The organism is Bradyrhizobium sp. WBAH42, from assembly GCF_024585265.1.
GTDB lineage: Bacteria > Pseudomonadota > Alphaproteobacteria > Rhizobiales > Xanthobacteraceae > Bradyrhizobium.
Genome location: NZ_CP036533.1, coordinates 4,479,463 through 4,496,900 on the forward strand (window position 1 = coordinate 4,479,463; position 17,438 = coordinate 4,496,900).

Here is a 17,438-nt window from a genome sequence, read left to right on the forward strand (position 1 = left end):
GCGATTGCCTTCTTTGTGGACAGAGCGGATAGGCAAATGAGGTTTTATGCGGCAGCGGCATCTTTTGCGCTGCACCGCCGCTTGACAGCCCCGGGGCACCGCGCGCAACATCGTTCGTATACGAATGATAACTGCGATGTCCGCCGGCTCCGACATGGTGACAGAAACGACGAGCGCCGTCATCGACAAGATCCGCTGCGATGCTTGTCCGGTGATGTGCTACATCAAGCCGGGCGCGGCGGGGGCCTGCGATCGCTATGCCAATCACGACGGCAAGCTCGTCCGCGTCGATCCGCACGTCATCCTGGAGCGCACCGTCTCGCACGGCGGCAAGCTCGTCCCGTTCAGCCGCACCGAGGACTGGGACGGCAAGATCGTCCATGAGCCCTCGACTTTCGTGACGGCGATCGGCGCAGGCACGACCTATCCCGACTACAAGCCGGCGCCGTTCATCGTTTCGGCAGAGGTCGACGGCGTCGACATGGTGACCGTCGTCACGGAGGGCATCTTCTCCTATTGCGGCATCAAGGTGAAGATCGACACCGACCGCTATCTCGGCCCGGAGACTGCAACCGTGCGCGCGCAGGGCGAGGCGGTCGGCCATGTCACCACCAGCGAATACGGCTCGCAGATGCTGTCGCTCGGCGGCGTGCATCATCTCACCGGCGGCTCCAAGAAGGAGGGCCGGGTCACCTGCGACACGCTGATGGACCTCGCCAATTGCAAGGCGGTGGAGCTGACCATCGACGGCGGCGCCACCGTGGTGGTGCAGGCCGGCCAGCCGCCGATCGTCAACGGCGTGAAGGAAGAGCGCATGCGCGTCGGCTGCGGCTCGGCGACGATCGGCATGTTCGCCAAGCAATGGCACGGCAAGGTGGACGAGGTCGTCGTGGTCGACGACCACATCACCGGCGTGCTCTCGGAGCACCAGGCCGGCAAGCTGCTCGACATCGCCGACACCGGCATCAAGATGAAGGGCCGCCGCTCGACGCCCGGCCGCTATTTCCAGGTGGCCGATCCCGGCACGGGCTGGGGCGGCACCAACATCTCCGATCCCTTGTCGATCCTGGGCCCGTTCGATGCCAAGGAAGCAAAGCCCGGTTTGACCATGCTGATGGTCTCCACCACCGGCGAGCATTCGTCCTATTACGTACTCGACGAGGCCCTGAAGCCGGTCGAGACCGAGATGCCGGCCGACTTGAAGTTCTCGGTCGAGCGGATCCAGGAAAACTGCGAGCCCGCGCTGTGCACGGTGCTGTTCATGGCAGGCGCGGGCGGCTCGCTGCGCGCCGGCGTCACCGACAACCCGGTGCGGCTGACGCGCTCGGTCAAGGACGCGCTGACGCGTGTCACCAGCGGCGGTGCGCCGGTCTATGTCTGGCCCGGCGGCGGCATCACCTACATGGTCGATGTGACGCAGATGCCGTCAGGCGCGTTCGGCTACGTGCCGACACCGGCCCTGGTCGCGCCGATCGAGTTCACGATGAAGCTGTCCGACTATGCCGCGCTCGGCGGGCACATGGATTATGTGAAACCGCTCTCCGAGGTGCAGAACGGCGACGATGTCCGCCAGTTGCCCTGGCAGAACCCGATTCCAGGGCCCCGCACATGACCAGGCGCCCGCAAATCGCATTGCTGTCTGATGGCCGGCGGCTGCATTTGCAGGATGGACCGATCGATCTGATCGTCGAGGCGAGGGGACGTGCGGATGCGGTGCGAGCGGCCTATGAGGCTGCGGCGCTGCGGTTTACCGGATTGCTCGACGAGCTTTGCGCGGAGCTGCCCGAATTGCGGTCCGCCGCCGGGAGGCGGACGTCGCTAAAGGGCGTCGTCGCGCGCCGCATGCATGCCGCGGTGGTGCCCTATGCCGCCGATTGCTTCATCACGCCGATGGCGGCCGTGGCCGGTAGCGTCGCGGAGGAAATTCTGGCTGCGATGCTGCGCGCTGCGACGCTCGATCGGGCTTACGTCAACAATGGCGGCGACATCGCGCTGCATCTCGGCAAGGGCGAGCAATTTTCGGTCGGGCTGATGGATCGCCCCGACCGCGACGGCGTCATGCGGACGATGCGGATCGATGCGGACGATCCGGTGCGGGGCGTTGCGACCAGCGGCCGGCACGGCCGCAGCTTTTCGCTCGGGATCGCCGACGCCGTGACAGTGCTGGCGGAGACCGCTTCGCAAGCCGATGCGGCCGCGACCGTGATCGCCAATGCCGTCGATCTTCCCGGACATCCCGCCATCATCCGCAAGCCTGCGAACGAGCTTCAGCCCGACAGCGATCTGGGCGGACGCCTCGTGACGTGCGATGTCGGCGAGCTGTCTCACCATGAGATCGCCGCCGCGCTCGAATCTGGCGCAGAATGTGCACGGCATTTATTCGATCGTCGGCTGATCGAGGGTGCCGTGCTGCAGCTTTGTGGTGATATGCTTGTCATCGGACCGAAAGATATTGAGCGGCTGGAATCGCGCCCGCGTCAGCTGGAGAACGCGGTTCATGCCTGAGCAGGGAAGTGTCCAGAGGAAGCAGCCATGAGCGCGATCATCCGCAAGATCGTCACTGTCGTCGAAGAGACGCAGATGGAGATGGGCCGACAGGTATCACCGCCGACCCGGCGTGCTGCGGCGATTGCCGTCATCGAGAATCCGTTTGCCGGAAGATACGTCGAGGATCTTTCGCCGCTGATCGCGATCGGCGAGGAGCTGGGCGAGCTCTTGTCGAAACGCGCGGTGGCGGCGCTCGGCATCGATGGCGCCAAGGCGCACAGCTACGGCAAGGCCGCGGCGGTCGGCGAGAACGGCGAGCTGGAGCATGCCGCCGCGATCCTCCACCCCAAGATGGGCGCGCCGGTGCGCAAGGTTCTGGGCAAGGGCGCGGCGCTGATCCCCTCGTCGAAGAAGCGCAGCGGTCCGGGCACGACGCTGGACATCCCGCTCGGGCACAAGGACGCGGCCTTCGTGCGCAGTCATTTCGACGGTATGGAAGTGCAGATCAACGACGCGCCGCGTGCCAACGAGATCATGGTCGCGGTCGCCGTCACCGACAGCGGCCGTCCGCTGCCGCGGGTCGGCGGGCTGACGGTTGCGGAGATCAAGGGCGAAGACGGTCTGAGATAGAAGTCATAAGCGAGTTCAAACTGGAGGTTGGGATGCGAGCAAGAAATTACTTCGTCGGCGCGGCCTTCGCGCTTCTGGCGAGCGGCATGGCTCATTCGGCCCTGGCGCAGGACATCAAGATCGGCGAGATCAACAGCTATTCGCTGCTGCCGGCGTTCACCGAGCCCTATCGCAAGGGCTGGCAGCTTGCGGTCGAGGAAGTCAACGCGGCCGGCGGCATCAATGGCAAGAAGCTCGTCGTCATCTCCAAGGACGACGGCGGCAAGCCGGCGGACGCGCAGACCGCGGCCAACGAGCTCGTCTCGAGCGAGGGCGTCGCGATGCTCGCCGGCACGTTCCTGTCGAACATCGGTCTTGCGGTCTCTGATTTCGCCAACCAGAAGAAGGTGTTCTTCCTCGCGGCCGAGCCGCTCACGGACGCCATCACCTGGTCCAAGGGCAACAGGTACACCTTCCGCCTGCGCCCCTCCAACTACATGCAGGCTGCGATGCTGGTGGAAGCCGCCAGCAAGCTGCCCGCAAAACGCTGGGCGACGATTGCGCCGAACTACGAGTACGGCCAGTCGGCGGTCGCGGTGTTCAAGAAGCTGATGTCGGAGAAGCGCCCCGACATCCAGTGGGTCGACGAGCAATGGCCGCCGCAGGGCAAGATCGACGCCGGCCCGGTGGTGCAGGCGGTTGCCGCGGCAAATCCGGAAGCGATCCTCAACGTGACGTTCGGCGCGGACCTCGTCAAGCTCGTGCGTGAAGGCAACACGCGTGGCCTGTTTAAGGGGCGCGAGGTGGTCTCCTTCCTGACCGGCGAGCCCGAATATCTCGACCCGCTCAAGGACGAGACGCCGGAGGGCTGGATCGTCACCGGCTATCCCTGGTACTCGATCAAGACTCCCGAGCATGATGCGTTCCTGAAGGCGTATCAGGCCAAGTACAACGACTATCCGCGCCTCGGCTCGATCGTCGGTTACCAGACCATCAAGTCGGCCGCCGCGATTCTGGCGAAGGCCGGCTCGACTGATCCGGAGAAGCTGATTGCCGCTGCGGAGGGGCTGACGACGCCGTCGCCGTTCGGCGAGATCACCTTCCGCAAGATCGACCACCAGTCGACGCTCGGCGCTTACGTCGGCAAGACCGCGCTGAAGGACGGCAAGGGCGTGATGGTGGAGTCGTCCTACAAGAAGGGCGCGGACTATCTGCCTGGCGATGCCGAAGTCGAGAAGCTGCGTCCGAAGGATTGAGTTCTGCTGCCGTAGGGTGGGTTAGCCCTGCGGACTGCGCGTAGCGCAGACCGCTCGGCGTAACCCACCACTTTCGGTGCCACACGAGAAAAGGCGGTGGGTTACGCCGAGCAGATGCGCTCTGCGCATCTGCAGGGCTAACCCACCCTACGATTTCAACGAACCCGGACCGCCGATGGCCTTTTACGTCGTACAGTTTCTGACCGGTCTCGCCAGCGCGGCGTCGCTGTTCCTGGTGGCATCGGGCCTGTCGATCATCTTCGGCGTGACGCGGATCGTGAATTTCGCGCATGGCGCCTTCTACATGATCGGCGCCTACATCGCCTTCACGCTGACCGAGCGCCTGTCCGGCGCATTCGGCTTCTGGGGCGGCATCGTGCTGGCCGCGTTCGCGGTGGCGCTGATCGGCGTCATCGTCGAGATGGTGCTGCTCCGGCGCATCTATCATGCGCCCGAGCTGTTCCAGCTGCTCGCGACCTTCGGTCTGACCTTGATGGTCGAGGATCTGGTCGTGCTGATCTGGGGGCCTGACGACCTCGTCGGCCGCCGCGCGCCGGGGTTCAAGGGCGCGATCGATTTCTTCGGCCAGAACATTCCGAGCTACGATCTGTTTCTGATCGTGCTCGGCCCCGTCGTGCTCGGCATTCTCTGGCTGCTGTTCCAGCGCACGCGCTGGGGCGTGCTGGTGCGCGCGGCGACGCAGGACCGCGACATGGTGGCAGCCCTCGGCGTCAATCAGAAATGGCTGTTCACGAGCGTGTTCGCCGTCGGCGTCTTCCTCGCAGCGCTCGGCGGCGCGCTTCAGATACCGCGCGATGCCGTGCATCACGCCATGGATCTGCGCATCATCGTCGAGGTGTTCGTCGTGGTCGTGATCGGCGGCCTCGGCAGCATCGTCGGCGCTTTCGTCGCGGCGGTGCTGGTCTCCGAGCTGAATGCCTTCGGCATCCTGATCTTCCCGAAGATCTCCATCATCCTGGTCTTCCTGGTGATGGCGGTGGTGCTGATCGTGCGTCCCTGGGGCCTGTTCGGCAAGCCGGAAGCGGCCGCGCGCAAGACGCCGGGCCTCACCGTCAATCCCTGGCGGCCGCTGACCTCGAGCGAGCGGCTGATGGCGCTTGCGGCGCTCGTGATCGCAGCGATGCTGCCGCTGTTCGCCGGCAATTATCTGCTGACCGTGGGCTCGGAGATCGCGATCTTCGTGATCTTCGCCGTCAGCCTGCACTTCCTGATGTCGGTCGGCGGCCTCGCCTCGTTCGGTCACGCCGCCTATTTCGGCCTGGGCGCCTATGGCATCGCCTTTCTCGCCAAGATGGCGGGACTGCCGATGATCGTCTGCCTGCTGCTCGGCCCGCTGCTCGGCTGCATGGGCGCGGCGGTGTTCGGCTTCTTCGCGGTGCAGCTCTCCGGCGTCTATTTCGCGATGCTGACGCTCGCCTTTGCGCAGATCGTGTGGTCGATCGCGTTCCAGTGGGTGAACGTGACCGGCGGTGACAACGGCATTCTCGGCCTCTGGCCCTCGAGCTGGGCGGCAAGCCCGTCGCGCTTCTACTGGCTTGCGCTCGGCGTCGCGGCGCTGGTGACCGTCGCGCTGCGAGCCATGGTGTTCTCGCCGTTCGGCTACGCGCTTCGCGCCACGCGCGACTCAGGCCTGCGCAGCGAAGCCATCGGCATCGATGCCAAGCGCATCCAGTGGACCGCCTTCGTGATCGCAGGCACGACCGCCGGCATCGGCGGCGCATTGTTCGCCTATCTCAAGGGCAGCGTGTTCCCCGACAATCTCGGCATCTCGCTGTCGGTCGACGCGCTGGTCATGGTGCTGCTCGGCGGCGTCGAGACGGTGTCGGGCGCGGTGATCGGCGCCATCGTCTACAAGGCTTTGAACATCTGGCTGGTGAGCCAGACCGATCTGTCGAAGCTCGTGCTCGGCGGCTTCATCATGCTGATCGTCGTCGTCTTCCCCAAGGGCATCGTCGGCACGCTTGAGATGCTGGCGCAGCGCCGGAAGAAAGCATCGCCGCCGGGATCCCCCTTGCTCGCCAAGCCGATCGAGTCTGCCGAATGAGCGTTGCACCCCCACTTCTCGCGGTCGAAGGCCTGACCAAATCCTATGGCGGCATCCATGCCGTGCGCGGCGTGTCGTTCTCGCTGCGGGCCGGCGAGATCCTGGCGCTGATCGGGCCGAACGGGGCGGGAAAAAGCACCTGCTTCGACATGCTCAACGGCCAGAACAAGCCTGATAGCGGGCACGTCCGCCTGCTCGGCGAAGAGATCACGGGCCGGAAGCCGCGTGAGGTCTGGCGGCTCGGCGTCGGCCGCACGTTCCAGATCACCGCGACCTTCGCCACCATGACCGTGCGCGAGAACGTGCAGGTCGCGCTGATCTCGCATGGGAAGCAACTGTTCAATCTGTTCGGCTCGGCGCCGAAGTTCGACCGCGCCGAGGCCGGCCGCCTGCTCGAGCTGGTCGGCATGGGCGGTTATGCGGACCGGCCCTGCGGCGAGCTTGCCTATGGCGATCTCAAGCGACTCGAGCTTGCAGTCGCACTCGCCAACCAGCCCAAACTGCTGCTGATGGACGAGCCGACGGCCGGCATGGCACCGCGCGAGCGCGTCGAGTTGATGCGGCTGACCGCGGGCATTGCCCGGGAAAAATCCATCGGCGTGCTCTTCACCGAGCATGACATGGACGTGGTGTTCGAGCATGCCGACCGCATCATCGTCCTAAACCGGGGGACGTTGATCGCGGAGGGCTCGCCGGCGGACGTGCGCGGCAATCCCCAGGTGCAAGCGGTCTATCTCGGCGAGGGCCTTGTCTACGATGCCCGCCACCGCGAGGGGGCATCGACATGAAGCTCACGGTGCAAGACCTCAACAGCCATTACGGTCCGGCGCATATCCTGTTCGACATCGGCTTCGAAGTCGGCGAGGGCGAGGTGGTGGCGCTGTTGGGGCGCAACGGCGCCGGCAAGTCGACGACGTTCCGCTCGATCGTCGGCCTCGTCGCGCAGCGCTCCGGCCGCATCACGTTCGAGGGCAAGGACGTCTCGTCGAAGCCGACGCACGAGATCGTGCGGGAGGGCCTCGGCTACGTGCCGGAGGAGCGGCGCATCTTCACGGACCTGACCGTCGAGGAAAACCTCGAAGTCGGCCGCCAGCCGAAGCGTCCGAACGCGCCGCACTGGACGCGCGAAAAGCTGTTCGCGCTGTTTCCGAACCTGGGCGAGATGAAGAACCGCCCGGGCGGACGCATGAGCGGCGGCGAGCAGCAGATGCTCACCATCGCGCGTACGCTGATGGGCAATCCCTCGCTGGTGCTGCTGGACGAGCCGTCGGAGGGCCTGTCGCCGAAGATCGTGGAGCAGATGGTCGATGCCATCCTGACCATGAAGAAGGAAGGCGTCAGCATCGTCGTCTCCGAGCAGAATCTGCATTTCGCGCGGCTGATTTCGGATCGCGCCTACATTATCGAGCGCGGCCGGATCTGCTTCGGCGGCACCATGGCCGAGCTCGACGCGCGCCCGGATATCCGCGACGCGCATCTGTCGTTGTGAGGGGCGCGCAGCGGATGGCGAGAAGTGTTACGGCAAAGAAGAGCGTCAAACCGGCGAAACCGCCTTACGTGCTCGACGAACAGGTCGGCTTCATCCTGCGCCAGGTCTGGCAGCGCCACAGCTCGATCTTCACCCGCGATATCGGCACCAACCTGACGCCGACGCAATGGGCGGCGCTGTCGAAACTGGCCGAGACCGGGCCGTGCTCGCAGAATCAGCTCGGGCGCCTCACGGCGATGGACGTCGCGACCATCAAGGGCGTGATCGATCGTCTCACCGCGCGCGGCCTGACCGAAACGAGCCAGGATCCCGAGGACGGCCGGCGCCTGCTGGTGAGCCTGACCCGCGCCGGTCAGCAGCTTGCCGAAAAGCTCGCGCCGAATGCGCTGGCGATCACCCGCGAGACGCTGGCGCCGCTCGACGCGAAAGAGCGCGACACGCTGATGGCGCTGCTGAACAAGCTCAGATGAAGGTGCCGTAGGGTGGGCAAAGCGAAGCGTGCCCACCATCCTTTCCCGAATCGCAAAAATCGTGGGCACGGCGCTTCGCGCCTTTGCCCACCCTACGGCAGTTGAACAAGGTGCCGGAACTGGCGACTAACCTCGATGAAGGATTTATCGAGGTTTTGGTCATGAGAGTTGCGATGCGCTTTGCGGTTGTCTTGAGTCTTGGTGCCGTGCTCGCCGGCCAATGCGCTCCTGCCCTTGCCGCGGAGCGTTACGAAGGCTTCTGGGCCTCGACCAAAAAGGACTGTCGCAACGAGGATAGTCCCAACCGCATGAGCATCGAGGGCGGCAATCGCCTGTACTGGTACGAGACGCGGTGCCGCGCCAGCGCAATCACGGCCGACGGAAGCCTCGGTTGGAAAATGAAGCTCGCCTGCGAAGGCGAGGGCGAAAAATTTCGCTCCAACCCTCGCATCTCCATCGCTGCGGATGGCAGATTGGTGATGGACAATGGTCCAGTTGGGCAGGTCAAGCGCCAGACCTATGTGCGCTGTGAGATCGCAAAGAAGCGCTGATCTCTTACGTCTTTCCCGGCCATTTGGCGCGGTAGCAGATCTCGCTGCCGTCACCAAGCCGCCGCCACGTTCCGAATTCCGGCGTATGCGGCGCCCGGGCCGTCAAATCGATCGGATAGATCCGGCTCGGCTGGCCCTGGATGTTGACGGCGAGCTGCCGGTACGAGGTTCGAAACGCCAGCTCGACTTCGCCGGCGATAACGGCCTGATCGCCGTCGCGATAGAACGCGGCCACCCTGACTTCGCCCGGCATGGTGTTGAGGTCGGTCTGCAGTTCGATGGCGATGCCCTGCGCTGATGTCGGCACCGTGACCCCCGCCGGAAAGCGGACCTCGAACACGAGCAGGGGATTGGCGCCGTTGCGGTTGAGCCAGGGCGTGGCGGTCGCGTAAGCGTAGGCGATGTAGGCGCCGATCCCGGCGGTGCAGAGCAGGGCGACGATGCCGAGCGACTTCAAGCTGTTCCGCGCGACGCCGCCGATGCCTGCGTCCTGCCCTGTATCTTTGCCCGAACGCGTCACGAGCCAATTGGCGAGGACCGCGCCGGCGATTGCACCCATGGGTGAGTAGACGAACAGTCCCAGCAGACCCGATGCGATCGGGTCCGCCCGGTTGCCGACACCGAGCAGGGAGAACAGCACGAAGATCGCGATATAGCCCGCCACCGCGCCAGCAACGCCGGCGGCTATCCGTGATGAGTTCTTCATGTCTCCTCGATGGTGGAACAATGCGCTGCCGCCGCCGAGGGCTGCCTGCGTTAGACGCAACAGGCTTGCGACTTGTTCAATGCCTTCGAGGGACGATGCGGAGCGGCGGGCCGCTCCGGCTGCGTCACTTCGCCACCACCTCCGGCACCTTGCCGGCCGGCGGCGTGTTGCGGCTGCGCTGGGTGCGCACGATGCCGTCGATGATGGTCATGCCGATGCCGGGGAGGTCGCCGAGCTGCACGCTCTCCAGGATGTTCTTGCCCGGCGAGTGCTGCGCCTTGTCCATGATGACGAAGTCGGCGGAGCGGCCGACCTCGATCAGGCCGCAGTCGAGCTGCCGCATCCGGGCGGTGTTGCCGGTGGCAAGGCAGAACGCGATCTCGGCCGGGAGGTCGCCGAGCGAGGACAGCATCGAGACCATGCGCAGGATGCCGAGCGGCTGCACGCCGGAGCCGGCGGGCGCGTCGGTGCCGAGGATGACGCGGTGCAGGTCGCCCATCTCGCGCGCGGTGCGCAGCGTGAACAGGGCCGAGCGCTCGTTGCCGTTGTGCACGAGCTCGAGGCCGCGCTTGCAGCCCTCGCAGATGCAGCGGATCTGGTCGTCGGGCAGGGCGGTGTGGCCGCCGTTGATGTGGCCGACCACGTCGGTATCGGCCTCCAGCACCACGTCCTTGTCGATCAGGCCGGAGCCGGGGATCGACGGGCCGCCGGTGTGGATGGTGCTCTGGATGCCGTATTTGCGCGCCCAGCCGACCATCTTGCGCGCGGTCGGGCCGTCCTTGACGCCGCCGAGGCCGACCTCGCCGAGCAGCTTGACGCCGTTGGCGGCCATCTCCTTGAAGTCTTCTTCCACCATCTCGCATTCGATCACCGGCGCGCCGGCGTGAACCTTCACGCCGCCGGGCCGCAGGGTCCAGAACGCGCGCTGGGCGAACACGGCCATCGCCTTGAGTCCGACGACGTCGCGGGGCCGGCCGGGCATGTGGACTTCGCCGGCGGAGATCATGGTGGTGACGCCGCCGTGGAGGTAGCTGTCGATCCAGTTGATCTGGTTCTGGCGCGGCGTCCAGTCACCGGCGACAGGGTGGACGTGGCTGTCGATCAGACCCGGCGCCACCGTGGTGCCGTTGGCGTCGACGATGGTGGTGGCGCCTTCGATGTCGACGTCCTTGAAGCGGCCGATCGCGGTGATCTTGCCGTTCTCGGCGACGATGGTGTCGCCGTCCAGGATCGGCTTTTCCAAAGCGCCGGACAGGATCAGGCCGATATTGCGGATCACCAGCTTCGAGGGTCCGGTGGCCTGGGGTGCGTCATGCGCCATGGAAGGGGCTCCTTATTCGTAACTGCAACGCTTCCGATCTTGGGCAGCCTTGACCGCGGGATCAAGCCGGATTATTCATTAGTATACGAATGATCGTGTACAAACGACGCATAGCTGCCGGCCTCGGAACCGCAATTGACGCGACAGGGAAGGTGAGATGAGCAATTTCAATCAGGAAAGCGTTTTGAGCGTCCACCACTGGACCGACACGCTGTTCTCCTTCAAGACCACCCGCAGCCCGACCTTCCGCTTCCGTAACGGCGAATTCACCATGATCGGGCTCAAGGTCGGCGAGAAGCCGCTGCTGCGGGCCTACAGCGTCGCCAGCGCCAATTACGAGGACACGCTGGAGTTCTTCTCGATCAAGGTGCCTGATGGACCGCTGACCTCGCGGCTCCAGCATTTGAAGGAAGGCGACGAGATCATCGTCAGCCGCAAGGCCACCGGCACGCTGGTGATCGACAATCTGGAAGAGGGCCGCAACCTCTACCTGATCGGTACCGGCACCGGCCTTGCGCCGTTCCTGAGCGTGATCAAGGATCCCGAGACCTACGAGCGGTTCGAGAAGGTGGTGCTTCTGCACGGCTGCCGGCACGTCAAGGAGCTCGCCTATGGCGAGATGATCACCGAGCACCTGCCGAAGGACGAGCTGCTCGGCGAGTACATCCAAAACCAGCTGATCTACTATCCGACCGTGACGCGCGATCCCTTCCGCAACCGCGGCCGCATCACCGACCTCATCACCTCGGGCAAGCTCTTCGCCGACATCGGCCTGCCGGCACTGGAAGCCGCCCATGATCGCGTCATGATCTGCGGCAGCCCGGCGCTGGTGGCGGACACCCGCGTCCTCTTGGGCGAGCGCGGCTTCGTCGAGGGCAATCACGGCGAGCCGGCCCAGTTCGTGGTCGAGAAGGCGTTCGCCGAGCGTTAAAGCGTTTTCGAGCGAAGTGGATACCGGTTCGCGTCAAGAAAACGCGTCCAAATAAGAACCTAGAGCCCCGTTCCCGGGGCGCTAGGCCCGGAATTTCTGCGCGAGAAGATCGCATTTTCGCCACCGCCGGGGCGTTGCGGCGCCGATTCGGCGCACGATACTATGTGGGACCGAATCAGCGGAGTTCCCACATGGTTGCGGACAGCGACAGCAACATCGCCTGGCACCGGGTTCAGTTGAAGAAGAACCGCGCCGAGTTGAAGGCGCTGGAGACCGCGCGCTTCACGATGGGCGAGATCGCCACCTCGAAGCGCAATGGCCAGACGCAGAAGACGATCACGGAACTCAAGCGCAAGATCGCGCAGTCGGAGCGGGTGATTGCCGATCACGACAAGCGCACGCGCCGTCCCCTCGCAACGGACCTGCAGAGCCTCAGCAATGGCAGTTGGAGCCATTGGGACGCCTACACCCAACAGCAGCGCAAGAGCGGCCAGCGCTCCTCCGGGCGCGGATAGAGCTCTCCACGCCTGCGGCCGACGCGCAGACGCGCCCTTGCGCCGGCCGCGCCGTGCACCATCTCGGTGATACGCCACCAATCGCTCCGGTGATCCCATGACAGCGCGCCTCGATTTCACCAGCGAGGCCTTCTTTCGCGATCCGCCCAAGGCGATCGCGAACTTGCGCATGTCAGGCCCTGTGGTCGCGACGCGGTTTCCTCTCGTCGGCAATGTCTGGATCACCACGACCCATGACGCCACCGCGCAGGTGCTGAAGGACGGCGCGACCTTCACGTTGCGCAAGGACGATGGCGACGTCGCGGGCTTGCGCTGGTGGATGCCGAGGTTCGTCAGGACTATCGCCAACAGCATGCTGACGATGGACGAGCCGGATCACACGCGGCTGCGCAGCATCGTGGACGAAGCGTTTCGCCGCCGCGCGATCGTCGCGATGGAGCCGCGCATCCGGGCCATCGCCGACGGTCTGGCCGATGAGCTGTTCGCGGAGGAATGCCCGGCCGATCTGGTCCAGCGCTATGCGCGCATCCTGCCGCTCGCGGTGATCTCGGAGCTGCTCGGCCTGCCGCTGGCAGATCGTCCAAAGTTCATCGCCTGGGCCAACGCGATGTCCTCGTTGACGAACGTCGTCAGCTTCTTGTCCCTGCTGTTCGCGTTCCGCAAGATGCGCTCCTACCTCGAGCAGCAGTTGCAGACCGCGCGCGTGCAGGGCGGCGAGGGCCTGATTGCCGAGTTGATTCAGGTCGAGCGCGAAGGCGGTCAGATCACGCCGGATGAAATGGTTTCGATGGTGTTTCTGCTGCTCGCCGCGGGATCGGAAACCACCACCCATCTCATCAGCGGTTCCGTCTACGAGCTGCTCAGGAATCCCGAGCTGCGCGACTGGCTGGAACAGGACTGGAGCCGTGTCGGGCTCGCGGTCGAGGAGTTCCTGCGCTTCGTCTCGCCGGTGCAATTCTCCAAGCCGCGCTATGTGCGGCGCGATGTCGAGGTCGAAGGCGTGCGCCTGAAGAAGGGCGATCGCGTCATGGTGATGCTTGCCGCCGCGAACATGGATCCCACGGTTCATGATCGTCCCGAGACCCTCGATCTCGAACGCAAGCCGAACCGCCATATCTCCTTCGGCACGGGAATCCACTTCTGCCTCGGCCATCAGCTTGCGCGGATCGAGGCGGCCTGTGCGCTGCAGGCGCTGTTCGTGCGCTGGCCGAAATTGAGTCTGGCCGTCGATTCCGCCGAGGTCCGCTGGCGCAAGCGGCCGGGCCTGCGCGCGATCGCGAAGCTTCCTGTCGCGCCAGAGGGCCGCGGAACAGAGACGACGTCACGCACGGGAACGAGAGACGATCGTTCCCTCACCGCGGCGAACTGACGTCGGCAACGCCCTTTCGGAAAATCTTTGCCGGATGTGAACGATCAGGAACGGTGTGCCGATCGTGCTGTTGTTATCCCGACATGACACGGAGGAGAGTTCCTTGAGCGCATGTCGCAGATCGACGTCTTAACAGGAGACAAGATCATGGCCAGCAAGATGCCACCTGTTCCACCGGACAATCAGAGCCACAAGGGAACTGGAGATCGCAAGCAAACGCCCGCCGATCAGATCCCGCACGGTCAGCAACGTGCGCAGAATCCGGATCAGCAGGGACAGCAAGGCAACATCAAGCAGAACACGACCAATCAAGGCTATCAGCAAGATCGCTGAGGAGGCGACATTGTCGACATCCACGAAGACACCGAACAGCATTCGTCAGGGCGGACCCGGCGCCTCGCACGAGAACGCGAAGGCGCCGCTTGAGGTGAAGAAACCGCCGGCGGATGATCGGCAGCGCAGCCACAGCCGGGTTTCCGGCGGCGGTGGCGAGCACGATTCCCATCACAGGCACGACGAGGCCGGAAAGGGCGGAGGCAGGTGACGATTGGAGATCAATATGCAGGGCAAGAAGACTCACGAACAGCAGGTGCGCATCCTCGAGCGGAAGCCCGATGTTCCGGATGCGCGAGAGCTCGAGCAGGCCGCCGGCCATAGCCCGCAAGACACGCGCGTCCATCGTGCCAACCCGGGGGTGCGTCACAGCGAGTTTCCGGTGAGCCGCGGCGGCCTCAACCAGGAAAGCGATCACAACAAGCACAACGATCCCGGCCAGAGCGGCCACAAGCCGCCCAAGCCGACGACGGCACAACAGAAGCACTAATCTTCGCAAGACGACTGCAAGAGATCACTGCAAGAGGAGAGACTGATGCCAGGTGGCCACGGCAGCAAGACGCATTTCAGATCGGGCATGCATGGCAAGGGCGACGGCACCGGCGCGTTGACCGACGTGCCGAAGGAGATGATCGGCGACAACATGGTCCTGTCCAACCGAGACAAGAAACAGCATTCGGACATCCGCGGCATGGACAGCAAGGCCATTCAGACCGAGCAGTATCAGGATCACGCGGCCAACCGGCTCGAACGGGAGCCGGACGCCGACGAGACCTGAGAGGGGCGTTCCCCCCGCCAGCTTGCGGACCGGCGTTCAGCCGGTCCGCTTTTTTGTAGACGCAAGATCGCGCTCCCAGCCGAACACCGAGCGGCCATCGAGATCCGGTGAGGCCGCACGCTCACCGGCGATGAAAGCCGCGACCGAGGGGCCGCGCGCGGTTCGCTCCAGCCGCCGCGCCTGGTCGTCGAGGCGCTTGATCGCCTGCATCTCCTCCTCGCGTCCGAGCTTCGCGTTCTGGATCGCGCCTTTCAGCACCCGGATGGTCTCGTCATAGACCTTGATCGGAACGGGGTAGGGATGCCGGTCCTTGCCGCCATGGGCGAGCGAGAAACGCGCGGGGTCGGTGAAACGATAGGGCGCACCGTGCACGATCTCTGCGACCATCGCCAGCGAGCGCACGGTGCGCGCGCCGACGCCCGGCGTCAGCAGCAGTTCCGGAAAATCCGCCGGGCCGCGCTCGGCCGCCGCGGCCAGCGTGCCGTGCAGACGGCGTGCGAACACGTCCTTCGGCCGCACATCATGATGTGCCGGCATGATCAGATGCGGCAGCATGCCTTGCGCCGGTGTGGACGCGGTCCCCGCGAGCCGTTCGAATTCTGAGACGATGCGATCCGGACCGAGATCGGAGAGCAGCTCGAGCTGCGCCGTCCGAGACATATCGGCGCGATGATCGGTGAGATTGACGATCTCTCCCTGCTGCGGCCCGTCGATTGCGCTATGCGGCGTATCGACAAAGCTCTTCAGTGCCTCGGAATGCCAGTGATAGCGCCGCGCCTGCCGCTTGTCGCCGTTCATGCCCTGCTGAACCACCGTCCATTTGCCCTCAGCGGTGACGAAGAAGCCGTGCAGGTAAAGGTCAAAGCCGTCCTGGACCGCGGCACTGTCGACCTTGGCGACCAGACGGCTGGCACGCGTCAGCTCGATGCCGTCGAATCCGACGCGCTCGCCGAGTTGCAACAGCTCGTCCGGCGTCTTGCGCGAATGCTGACCGCGGCCGCCGCAGACGTAAATCCCGAGCTCGTCCTGGAGCGGTCCGAGCCCGCGCTTCAGCGCGCCGATCACCGAGGTGGTGATGCCGGAGGAGTGCCAGTCCATCCCCATCACGGCGCCAAACGACTGGAACCAGAATGGATGCGACAGCCGCTGCAGAAACGCGTCGCGGCCGTAATGATGCACGATCGCCTGGGTGACGATCGCCCCCAGGGAGGACATGCGGCTTGCCAGCCAGGGCGGAACCCGCCCGGTGTGAAGAGGAAGATCGGCGCTGCCGGTACGTCGAGTCATGCCGACAAGCCTAGCGCAGCTCAGCGACGGTTGCACCTGCGGGATGCTGCATTGCACGGAGCGGGGGAGCGAAGCCGGCCAGGAGGCGTTGTGCGGGTTGCGTGAATGCAATGATGGGGACGATCCATGGATTGGCAGGCCCTTACGGCCGAAATCGACGCGATGTTCGGCTGGATACCGTCATGGTTCATCGGGCTCAGCCTGGTTGGCGGTGCGATCCTTCTGGCCTTGGTGGCCTACCGGATCGCCACGTGGGTGCTCACGCGCGCTTTCGCAACGCGCCTTCCGCTGCTGAGCGTGTTCATCGAGCGGACCGCTGGCCCGGCGCAAATGGCGCTCTGTCTTGCCGCGGTCGCAATGGTGCTGCCGCTGGCGCCGCTGGACGACACGATCCGCAACCCCCTGACGCGGCTGTTCGTGGTGGCCTTCATCGCGTTGATCGGATGGATTTCGATCCGGATCGTCGACATGAGTGCGGCGCGCTACTTGCAGAACTTTCGCGATGTTACCGAGAATTTCGTCGCGCGCAAGCATGTGACGCAGGTGCGCGTGTTCAAGCGCGTCACCGACACCATTATCGTCATCATCACGGTCTCCGCCGCGCTGATGACGTTCGACTCCGTGAAGCAATACGGCGTCAGCCTGTTCGCCTCCGCAGGAGCGGCCGGTATCATCGTCGGTCTTGCCGCGCGCCCGCTGCTGAGCAATCTGATCGCGGGCCTGCAGATCGCGATCACCCAGCCGATCCGCATCGAGGATGCCGTGATCATCGAGAACGAATGGGGCTGGGTCGAGGACATCGCCTCGACCTATGTCGTGATCCGGTTGTGGGACTGGCGCCGCATGGTGGTTCCGCTGTCCTATTTCATCGAGAAGCCGTTCCAGAACTGGACGCGCGACACCGCATCCCTCATCGGCGTCGTCGCGCTGCATGTCGACTATCGCGCCGACGTCCCGCGCATCCGGCGCTGGCTGGAGGAGGCGGTGAAGGCGTCAAAGCTGTGGGACGGGGAGGTGGTGAATCTGCAGGTGATCGATGCCGATTCGCGCACCATCGAACTTCGGGCGCTGGTCAGCGCCAGGAATGCACCGCAATCGTGGGACCTGCGCTGCGAGATCAGGGAAAAGCTCATCGCCTTCATCCGCGACGAGATGCCAGAGGCGCTGCCGCGCGACCGCGCCATCCTGATCCCGTCGGGAGACGAAGACGGCGATTTCGCGCGGCGCTTCGCACCGCCGGAGAAGATGCGGGCGAACGCCACCAGCTGAAC

General features: G+C 64.9%; 20 protein-coding genes. 17 read left to right on the forward strand and 3 right to left on the reverse strand.

The window, feature by feature from the left end; translation table 11 throughout:
* Positions 1-154: 154 nt before the first annotated feature.
* The 9 genes from DCG74_RS20700 (at position 155) to DCG74_RS20740 (ending at position 8,927) form a co-directional block, all read left to right on the forward strand.
* Entirely contained in the window at positions 155-1,612 is a 1,458-nt protein-coding gene (locus tag DCG74_RS20700; protein ID WP_172786500.1) for a 6-hydroxynicotinate reductase, read from the forward strand.
* Positions 1,609-2,505: a UPF0280 family protein gene (locus DCG74_RS20705; RefSeq protein WP_172786247.1), complete on the forward strand. Its 897-nt coding sequence runs from the start codon at positions 1,609-1,611 to the stop codon at positions 2,503-2,505. The genes DCG74_RS20700 and DCG74_RS20705 overlap by 4 nt, the downstream gene beginning before the upstream one ends.
* 27 nt (positions 2,506-2,532) lie before the next feature.
* A complete protein-coding gene (locus DCG74_RS20710; RefSeq protein ID WP_172786248.1) occupies positions 2,533-3,117 on the forward strand; it encodes an amino acid synthesis family protein in 585 nt (194 codons plus the stop codon).
* Positions 3,118-3,149: 32 nt separating this feature from the next.
* Positions 3,150-4,352 carry an ABC transporter substrate-binding protein gene (locus DCG74_RS20715; protein WP_172786249.1) on the forward strand — a complete coding sequence of 401 codons (1,203 nt, stop codon included), beginning with the start codon at positions 3,150-3,152 and terminating at the stop codon, positions 4,350-4,352.
* Between the two features lie 175 nt (positions 4,353-4,527).
* Positions 4,528-6,417, forward strand: coding sequence for an ABC transporter permease (locus tag DCG74_RS20720; RefSeq protein ID WP_172786250.1), 1,890 nt, complete (start codon positions 4,528-4,530; stop codon positions 6,415-6,417).
* A complete protein-coding gene (locus DCG74_RS20725) occupies positions 6,414-7,205 on the forward strand; it encodes an ABC transporter ATP-binding protein (protein WP_172786251.1) in 792 nt (263 codons plus the stop codon). The genes DCG74_RS20720 and DCG74_RS20725 overlap by 4 nt, the downstream gene beginning before the upstream one ends.
* Positions 7,202-7,906 (forward strand): ABC transporter ATP-binding protein, encoded by a 705-nt coding sequence (locus DCG74_RS20730; protein ID WP_172786252.1) that lies wholly within the window; start codon positions 7,202-7,204, stop codon positions 7,904-7,906. The genes DCG74_RS20725 and DCG74_RS20730 overlap by 4 nt, the downstream gene beginning before the upstream one ends.
* Before the next feature lie 14 nt (positions 7,907-7,920).
* The gene (locus tag DCG74_RS20735; RefSeq protein ID WP_172786253.1) at positions 7,921-8,376 is read left to right on the forward strand and encodes a MarR family winged helix-turn-helix transcriptional regulator; all 456 of its coding nucleotides are present in this window, start codon (positions 7,921-7,923) and stop codon (positions 8,374-8,376) included.
* A 161-nt stretch (positions 8,377-8,537) separates the two neighbouring features.
* A complete protein-coding gene (locus DCG74_RS20740) occupies positions 8,538-8,927 on the forward strand; it encodes a hypothetical protein (RefSeq protein WP_172786501.1) in 390 nt (129 codons plus the stop codon).
* A 4-nt stretch (positions 8,928-8,931) separates the two neighbouring features.
* Here DCG74_RS20740 and DCG74_RS20745 read toward each other — a convergent pair whose 3' ends face one another.
* Both DCG74_RS20745 and DCG74_RS20750 read right to left on the reverse strand, forming a co-directional pair.
* Positions 8,932-9,633, reverse strand: coding sequence for a hypothetical protein (locus DCG74_RS20745; protein ID WP_172786254.1), 702 nt, complete (start codon positions 9,631-9,633; stop codon positions 8,932-8,934).
* Between the two features lie 124 nt (positions 9,634-9,757).
* Positions 9,758-10,954, reverse strand: coding sequence for an amidohydrolase family protein (locus tag DCG74_RS20750; RefSeq protein ID WP_172786255.1), 1,197 nt, complete (start codon positions 10,952-10,954; stop codon positions 9,758-9,760).
* Between the two features lie 157 nt (positions 10,955-11,111).
* Here DCG74_RS20750 and DCG74_RS20755 point away from each other — a divergent pair, with 157 nt between their 5' ends.
* The 7 genes from DCG74_RS20755 to DCG74_RS20785 all read left to right on the forward strand — a co-directional run bounded on the left by DCG74_RS20755 (position 11,112) and on the right by DCG74_RS20785 (position 14,880).
* Entirely contained in the window at positions 11,112-11,885 is a 774-nt protein-coding gene (locus DCG74_RS20755; protein WP_172786256.1) for a ferredoxin--NADP reductase, read from the forward strand.
* Between the two features lie 191 nt (positions 11,886-12,076).
* On the forward strand, positions 12,077-12,400 hold the full coding sequence (locus DCG74_RS20760) for a hypothetical protein (protein WP_172786257.1): 324 nt from the start codon (positions 12,077-12,079) through the stop codon (positions 12,398-12,400).
* Between the two features lie 97 nt (positions 12,401-12,497).
* On the forward strand, positions 12,498-13,769 hold the full coding sequence (locus DCG74_RS20765; RefSeq protein ID WP_172786258.1) for a cytochrome P450: 1,272 nt from the start codon (positions 12,498-12,500) through the stop codon (positions 13,767-13,769).
* A 147-nt stretch (positions 13,770-13,916) separates the two neighbouring features.
* Positions 13,917-14,102, forward strand: coding sequence for a hypothetical protein (locus DCG74_RS20770; protein ID WP_172786502.1), 186 nt, complete (start codon positions 13,917-13,919; stop codon positions 14,100-14,102).
* A gap of 10 nt (positions 14,103-14,112) precedes the next feature.
* Entirely contained in the window at positions 14,113-14,313 is a 201-nt protein-coding gene (locus DCG74_RS20775) for a hypothetical protein (protein WP_172786259.1), read from the forward strand.
* A gap of 15 nt (positions 14,314-14,328) precedes the next feature.
* On the forward strand, positions 14,329-14,592 hold the full coding sequence (locus DCG74_RS20780; protein WP_172786260.1) for a hypothetical protein: 264 nt from the start codon (positions 14,329-14,331) through the stop codon (positions 14,590-14,592).
* 45 nt (positions 14,593-14,637) lie between these two features.
* Positions 14,638-14,880, forward strand: coding sequence for a hypothetical protein (locus tag DCG74_RS20785; RefSeq protein ID WP_172786261.1), 243 nt, complete (start codon positions 14,638-14,640; stop codon positions 14,878-14,880).
* Positions 14,881-14,916: 36 nt separating this feature from the next.
* Here DCG74_RS20785 and DCG74_RS20790 read toward each other — a convergent pair whose 3' ends face one another.
* Positions 14,917-16,167, reverse strand: coding sequence for a DUF763 domain-containing protein (locus tag DCG74_RS20790; RefSeq protein WP_172786262.1), 1,251 nt, complete (start codon positions 16,165-16,167; stop codon positions 14,917-14,919).
* A 126-nt stretch (positions 16,168-16,293) separates the two neighbouring features.
* Between DCG74_RS20790 and DCG74_RS20795 the strand changes: the two genes are divergently transcribed.
* The gene (locus DCG74_RS20795; protein ID WP_172786263.1) at positions 16,294-17,436 is read left to right on the forward strand and encodes a mechanosensitive ion channel family protein; all 1,143 of its coding nucleotides are present in this window, start codon (positions 16,294-16,296) and stop codon (positions 17,434-17,436) included.
* Positions 17,437-17,438: the final 2 nt, after the last annotated feature.